The following is a 632-nucleotide window of genomic DNA, read 5'->3' as shown; positions in this document are numbered from 1 at the left end:
TCGCCCCGGGGCGGGCGGGGGCCCCCCCCCCCCCGGGGGGGGGGGGGGGGCGGGGGCGGCCCCCCCCCGCCGACACCGCGGGGCTGCTGGTCAGCGCGATCCGCAGCGACGACCCGGTGCTGTTCTTCGACCCGAAGAACCTGTTTCCGGTGACGGGCGAGGTGACGGAGGCGATCGCGCCGATCCCCTTCGGCCAGGCGCGGCGGATGCGCGAGGGCGCGGACCTGACCATCGTCACCTGGTCGGCCATGGTGCCCGCGGTGGCGGAAGCGGCCGCCACGCTCGCCGCCCGCAAGGTCTCCGCCGACGTGCTGGACCTGCGCACGCTCTGGCCCTGGGACGAGGCGGCGGTGGCGGCGTCGGTGGCGCGGACCGGGCGGCGTCTGGGGGTGCACGCGGCGGTGACGACCGGCGGGTTCGGCGCGGAGGTCGTCTCCCGCGTCGTCGAGCGGCTCGGGCCGGGCGGGGTGCGGGCCGTGGCCCGGCGCGGGCAGCCGCGCGTGCCCGTGCCCTTCGCACCGCCGCTCGAGGATGCGCTGAAGCCGGATGCGGCGAAGGTGGGCGCGGCGGCGGAGGACCTGCTCCGCCGCTAGAGCACGACCTTCCGATCGACTGGAATCGGTCGATCGGAA

General features: G+C 78.0%; 1 protein-coding gene. It reads left to right on the top strand.

Annotated features, from left to right (window positions below):
* Nucleotides 1–593, top strand: a 593-nt coding sequence (locus tag AC1MIR_RS24765) for a transketolase C-terminal domain-containing protein (protein ID WP_480030841.1), incomplete at its 5' end; no start/stop codon positions are given.
* Nucleotides 594–632: the final 39 nt, after the last annotated feature.

It is taken from the genome of Falsiroseomonas sp. RANM36, from assembly GCF_056682175.1.
This window is presented reverse-complemented; position numbering and strand designations above follow the sequence as displayed.